We start from the raw sequence: 5985 nt of genomic DNA, 5'->3' as shown, positions 1-5985 counted from the left end.
CGAGGCCGGCAGGAGCTTTCTGCTGCATCTGAAACCCAACGAAGCCGCGCCGGCCCGCCTGAGCTGGCAGATCCACAACGCAAGCGCGGACGAGCACGACACCCGCCTGGACCGCCATTACGTCGCCTGGATGCAGGCGGACGGCGCCTTGCGCGTCGAACAGAGCCAACCGTCGCGCCTGGCGGAGTGCATCGACGTTCTGCATCGCGTCGTCGGCCTGCCGATCGACACGGATGCCAGCCGGTGGGTGATGGGCCTGGTTGCGGCGCTTTACGCGGTGGCCCTGGTGTCAGGGGTCATCGTCTTGCTGCCCACGCTGGTCAAGGATCTCTTTGCGCTGCGCCTGGGCCGGAATCTGAAGCGCATGTGGCTGGACGCGCATAACGTGGTAGGGATCGTCAGCCTGCCATTTCATCTCGTCATGGCGCTGACGGCCACCGTCTTCGCCTTTCACGATGGCATCTACGCCCTGCAGGACAAGATGTTTCATGGCGGCAGGCTCGCCGCCGCCTTCGGCCAGCGTCCCGGCGCCACCGTGCCGGTCGCGCCGCGCGATCCCGCCGCGATGCTCGCGCCCGCGGTCCTGGTCGCGCAAGCCAAGGCGCTGTCGCCGACGTTCGAGCCGCAGGCACTGCAATATCAACAGGTCACCGGACCGCGCGCCGTGGTCCGGATATGGGGGCACGACGATACCGCCATCTCCCCGCGTGCCATGGGCGGCTTCGTCGCGCTGGATCCGTACAGCGGCCGGGTCACGACAGCCGACTACCTGCCGGGACGCCAAGGCGCGGCGACGGCCACCCTCAGCAGTTTCTTCGCCTTGCATTTCGCCACCTATGGCGGCACGCCCGTACGCTGGATGTACTTCTTGCTGGCGCTGGCCGGCGCGTGGCTGTTCTACAGCGGCAACCTGCTGTGGATCGAAAGCCGGCGTAAAGCCCAGCGCCGGGGCGGCGATGCGCCGCAACAGCGGCGCAGTGCCTACGCCATGGCCGCCGCCACCGCAGGCGTGTGCCTGGGCTGCGTCTGCGGCATTTCGCTGGCCATCGTCGCCAGCCGATGGTTGCATGGCCGCGTCGCCGACCCTGGCAGCTTGCCGCTGCGCATCTACTACATGGTCTTCCTTGCCAGTGTGGGGTGGGCCTTCTTGCGCGGCGGCGCCAGGGCATCGGGTCATCTGCTCTGGTTTGCAGCGTCGGCCACCCTGGCGATTCCGCTGACGTCGCTGCTGGCCTGGTTGTTTCCCGGCGCAGGCCTGGCGGCGCACTGGAGCGCAGAAGCGCTGGGCGTGGACCTGACGGCGCTGGCCGGCGCAGCGTGTTTCGCCCGGATGGCGCGGGCAGCGGCCTGGCGGGCCAAGCATGGGCCGGCCGATAGCGTATGGTCCGCGCGCCGCGCGCCGGAGGACGCGGAAGCCCCGCTGTAGCGGTGCCGATCGACCCTCCGCCGGCGACGTCGCTGGATGACTGGATGCGCTCTACGAGGAATACCGGAGCAAGAAGGTGCGGTGATGAAGGGGGGGATGGAATGCCGCCTCAGGGTCGCGCGCCGGCGATCGCATGCGCTTTGATGCTTGATGCTTGATGCTTGATGCGCGTCTGCTACACTGTTGATGTTTGATGCGTGATGCTCAGGAGAATCCCATGCGTACCACCCTCGATATCGACGACGACGTGCTCGCGGTTGCGCGCGCGCGCGCCGAGCGCGAGCACGTGTCGATCGGCCGCGTGCTGTCGGCGCTTGCTCGCGCCGCGTTGCAGCGACCGGCCGGCGAGGCGCCGGCGATCCGAAACGGGTTGCCGGTGCTGCCGAATGCACGTGCGGCACGCCCGGTCACGCTCGAGATCGTCAATCAACTGCGCGACGAGACGCCCTGATGGCCTACCTGCTCGACGTCAACGTATTGATTGCGCTCCTCGATGCCGGCCATGTCCAGCACGAGGCGGCGCACGCGTGGTTCGGCCGGGTCGGGCACGCGGCGTGGGCCACCTGTCCGCTGACCGAAAATGGCGTGCTGCGCATCATCGGCAACCCGCGCTATCCGAATACGCTCGAGACGCCGGCCACCGTCGCACCGCTCGTCGCACAGTTGCGTGCGCATCCCGGCCACCGGTTCTGGCCGGATAATGTGAGCCTGCTCGATGCGCACCATGTCGACGCCGGCCGGCTGCTTGCGACCGACCAGGTTACCGATACCTATCTGCTCGCGCTGGCGCGCGCACATCGCGGCATGCTTGCGACTTTCGACCGGCGGCTGGTGGTCGACGCCGTGCCGGATGGCGCGCGGCACCTCGAAGTGATCCCCTGACCCGGCGGCCGCCTCCTTCGAACGACGCATAATCGTTGACGCGTTCGATATGCAAGGCAACAAGATCGAACGGCCGGTGGCTCGCCGGAGCCGGCACTGTGATAGAGGCGGCCTGCTCTCACTACGATTTGCTCAAGGAGGAGGCGCTCAAGCAACCGCGAACCTGCAGCAGGGCTAAGCTTGAGCGCGCGCCGGACGACAAGGCCGCCCAGCAAGAGCACACCCGAATTGAGCAAGCGGGCGACACCAAAGCATAGCCCGCCTGCCAACCCCCCTTCCTGTCAGAAGCGGTGACGCACGCCCACGCCGAAGCTGTCGCCGTGCGACTGGTCGCTCAGCTTGTCGTAGAAATAGGCGGCATAGACGTCGGTGCGCTTGGACAGGTTGTAGTCATACGCCAGGCCGACCGTGTTGCGCTTGAAGTCCGCGACGCTGTTCCTGGTCTTGTCGTAGGCATAGGAGACCAGCACATTGCCGTTGCCGACCGGCACCGAGGCGCCGACCTGGCCGTTGGTGTGCTTGATGTCGCCGGTGGCGTTGTTGACGTCGCTCTTGATGTACTGGCCCTGCGCGAACAGCTTGACCACCTTGAGGTCGTAGCTCACGCCGACCTGTACGGCGTTCTGCTTGTCGAAGCCGGCCAGCGCCGTGGGCGAGGTCACGTCGCCCGGCGCGCTGTTGAACTTGACCTGCTGGAAGGCCACGGTGGCGCCGAAGGCGCCGTTGAAGTAGAGCACGTTGCCGCCCCACTTGTTCTTGCCGATGCTGCCGGCCTGCTCGCCGAAGGAGTAGATCGCATTGGCGGTGAGGCCGCTGAAGTTCGGCGTGGAGTACACCACCGAATTGCTCCAGCCCGAATCGCCGATGATGCCCGGGTCGTAGACGCGGCCGTTGCTTGCCGAGAAGTAGGTGTGGAAGATCGCCGGCGAGAACACATAGGAGTCGACCAGCGGGTTGAACAGGATGGTCGAAATAAAGTAGGGCGTGGTGTTGCGCCCGAGCTTGACCGTGCCCAGCGTCGCGCTCTGCAGGCCGACGTAGGCATTGCGGGTGAACATGGCGTCGCCGTCGAAGCGGCCCTGCTTGCCGGTGTCCGGGCGCAGGAAGCCGTTGAGGTCGAAGATGGCCTTGAGCCCGGTACCGAGGTCCTCGGTACCCTTGATGCCCCAGTACGAGGTTTGCATGCCGCCGCTGTTGACCCCGTAGGCGCGCTCGGCGCCGCCTGCCTTGGTGGCGCCCACGTAGGCGTCGACCATGCCGTACAGCGTGACGCTGGATTGCGCCATCGCATTGCCGCAGAGCAAGGCTGCGGCCAGGACTGCCAGTTTCATGACCGGCTTGAATTCGTGTTGCATAAAGACCTCCATGGTTGACCTCGTTTTTTCGTATCTGGACGTTTCTAACCGTTGCTGGCTCTGTTGCGGCTTCTGTCGTTGCCTCTGTCCATTCCGCAGGGCACGACAAGGCCCCTCCGGGGTCATGTCCCGGCTTTCTTGAATCCTTGCGCGTACGCTGGAAAGGGCTGGCGCGGATGCGCCGGTGTTCAGCCTGGCCGGCTCATGCGTCCTGCCGGCTCACTTGCGTGGCTCGCCGGGCGGGAGGCGAGGAGGGCGGGGTCGTGGATTTTCATCTTGCCTTGGTGGGTGGCGGGACCAGGCCGCTGGTGAAGCATTCCGTCATGCGATGGATGCAGTTTGCGGCAATTCGATTGCATACAACCAGCACTTATTTCTTCTCATGGCGCGCGCAAATTGTGTGCACTCTCCGGTGGTATCGCCGCCCTGGCTGCGCACGCGCAGGCAGTGGGCGCACGGGCTGGCACGGTGGCGCCTGCGTGCCGCGTTCGCGGTGTTGCGGGCACGCATCAGGCGGCTTCGGCCAGCGGCTGGTGCAGGCCGGTCAGCGCCGCCTTCAGGTGCTCGGCGTAGGCCGCCGCAGGCGGCGGCAGGCTGCGGCCCTTGCGCGCCCCAAGCACCAGGCGGCCGCCGCACAGCTCGGGGTCGGACAGCGGCACGGCAATCAGCGTGCCCTGGCGTGTCTCGCGCAGCGTGCCGGCCTGGAACTGGAAGCAGATCGCGCCCGTCTGGCGCGCGAAGCTCTTGAGCATTTCCACCGTGGTGGCTTCCAGCATGACCCGCAGCGACAGGCGGTTGCGCGCGCAGATGGCCTCGATCAGCCGGCGGCTGCCAAAGCTCTCGGGCCCGAGCGCAACAGGATAAGGCTGACAGTCCGACAGCCGCAGCGCGCGCCGGCCGGCCAGCGGATGGTCCGGCCGCATCATCGCGCAGAAGGGCTGGGCGGACACCGCCAGTTCCTGCAGGAAAGGCGTGGGCGGCGGATCGTGCGCCAGCAACAGGTCGGCCTCGTCTTCCTTGAGCGCGGCGAGCAGGTCGCCGGAGTTGCCGACCGCCACGCGAAACTGCACGCCCCGGTGGGTGGACTGGTAGCGGCCGATGACCTCGGGCAGGAAATCGGTGGCGACCGATTCGACCGTGGCGATGCGCACCGTGCCGCGCACCAGCCCGCGCAACTGCTCCATCTGCGCGGCGGCCGAGTCGAGATCGGCCAGGCTGCGGCGCACGGTGGCGATCAGCACCTCGCCGGCGGCGGTCAGCCGTACGCCGCGCGGCAGGCGCTCGAACAGCGCAGTGCCGATATCCTGCTCGACCTCCAGGATCTTGCGGTTGAGCGCGGTGGAGGCGACGTGGAGCTGCTCGGCGGCCTTGCGGATCGAGCCGTGGCGGGCCACGGCGTCCAGATAGAGATAGAGGCGAGGCGGATGGAGCATGGCGGTTGCGCTCGGGCGCTGGTGAGATCGATCCGCTCTCACTAGCAAGGATCGTGCGCGCGTGCTCCTGCGGCCTTTCCGTTCCCTGCCTGGGTCATGCAGGCTGCCGGTCCGCCAGGTGTCAGGCCGCGGCGCCGCGATGCTGGGGCGCTGCCGCCGGGCAGTAGAGCTGCCGCAGCGCGGCCAGCAGCGGTGCCCGGTCCTGCCCGGGCGTGAGGGACGGTATCGGGCCGGCGGCGTCCGGCGCAGCCGACATGACCAGGCGCATGCGCTGGAGCCGGTCTGCTTCGAAACGAGCGAGCCAGGCGCGCGGATCGGTTTCGCCCCGGGCCAGCGCCGCCGCGATCAGCCCGGCGGCGGCGCAGGCGTCCTCGATGGCCTGGGTGGCGCCCTGGCCAAGGGCCGGCGCCATCGCGTGGGCGCTGTCGCCGAGGTACATCACCTGCGCGCGCGGCTCGGCAAAACGGATGCCGGACGCCTGCCTGCGGCACCAGTGGATGGCATCGGCGCGGGCGCGCAGGGTGTCGAGCAGCCACGCCACCGGCGGGCTCGGGCGCGCTTGCGTGGGCGTGTAGGCCGCGCAGAGCGCGTCGACAGCCCGGCCATTGCCGCTGGCGAAGGGCTGCGGCAGGATGCCGGCGATGGATACCTGGCCCTCCGGCAGACGGAGGGCCCGCAGCCGGTTGGGGCCGTTGCACCATTGTTCGTAATCGTCGATCAGCCCGCCGCCGGTATCGGGTGCCAGCAAATGGAAGAGCGAGAGGGGCGAGGCGCCATCATGGTGCGCAGCGGGCGGCCCACCGAATGCCGGCCGGACCGCCGATGCACGTCCATCGGCAGCGATCAGCAGGTCGATATCGTCGATCCGGCCGCGGCGCCCGTCTTGCTC

General features: G+C 68.0%; 6 protein-coding genes. 3 read left to right on the top strand and 3 right to left on the bottom strand.

The genetic code is table 11. From position 1 onward, the window contains the following. The 3 genes from P3W85_RS23145 to P3W85_RS23135 all read left to right on the top strand — a co-directional run. Positions 1-1426, top strand: a 1426-nt coding sequence (locus P3W85_RS23145; protein WP_276266496.1) for a PepSY-associated TM helix domain-containing protein, incomplete at its 5' end; no start/stop codon positions are given. 217 nt (positions 1427-1643) lie between these two features. Then, on the top strand, positions 1644-1877 hold the full coding sequence (locus P3W85_RS23140; RefSeq protein WP_276266495.1) for a CopG family transcriptional regulator: 234 nt from the start codon (positions 1644-1646) through the stop codon (positions 1875-1877). After that, positions 1877-2308, top strand: coding sequence for a TA system VapC family ribonuclease toxin (locus P3W85_RS23135; protein ID WP_276266494.1), 432 nt, complete (start codon positions 1877-1879; stop codon positions 2306-2308). The genes P3W85_RS23140 and P3W85_RS23135 overlap by 1 nt, the downstream gene beginning before the upstream one ends. Positions 2309-2589: 281 nt before the next feature. On the opposite strand, the gene P3W85_RS23130 is transcribed toward P3W85_RS23135, so the two are convergent. The 3 genes from P3W85_RS23130 to P3W85_RS23120 form a co-directional block, all read right to left on the bottom strand. Beyond that, positions 2590-3663, bottom strand: coding sequence for a porin (locus tag P3W85_RS23130; RefSeq protein ID WP_017228884.1), 1074 nt, complete (start codon positions 3661-3663; stop codon positions 2590-2592). A 509-nt stretch (positions 3664-4172) separates the two neighbouring features. Next, positions 4173-5096 carry a LysR family transcriptional regulator gene (locus tag P3W85_RS23125; protein WP_276266493.1) on the bottom strand — a complete coding sequence of 308 codons (924 nt, stop codon included), beginning with the start codon at positions 5094-5096 and terminating at the stop codon, positions 4173-4175. 121 nt (positions 5097-5217) lie between these two features. Next, positions 5218-5985, bottom strand: a 768-nt coding sequence (locus P3W85_RS23120) for an FAD-dependent monooxygenase (protein WP_276266492.1), incomplete at its 5' end; no start/stop codon positions are given.

The sequence above is a fragment of the Cupriavidus basilensis genome (assembly GCF_029335485.1).
GTDB lineage: Bacteria > Pseudomonadota > Gammaproteobacteria > Burkholderiales > Burkholderiaceae > Cupriavidus > Cupriavidus basilensis_E.
The sequence above is the reverse complement of the archived record's forward strand: the minus strand, read 5'-3'. Positions and strand labels throughout refer to the sequence as shown.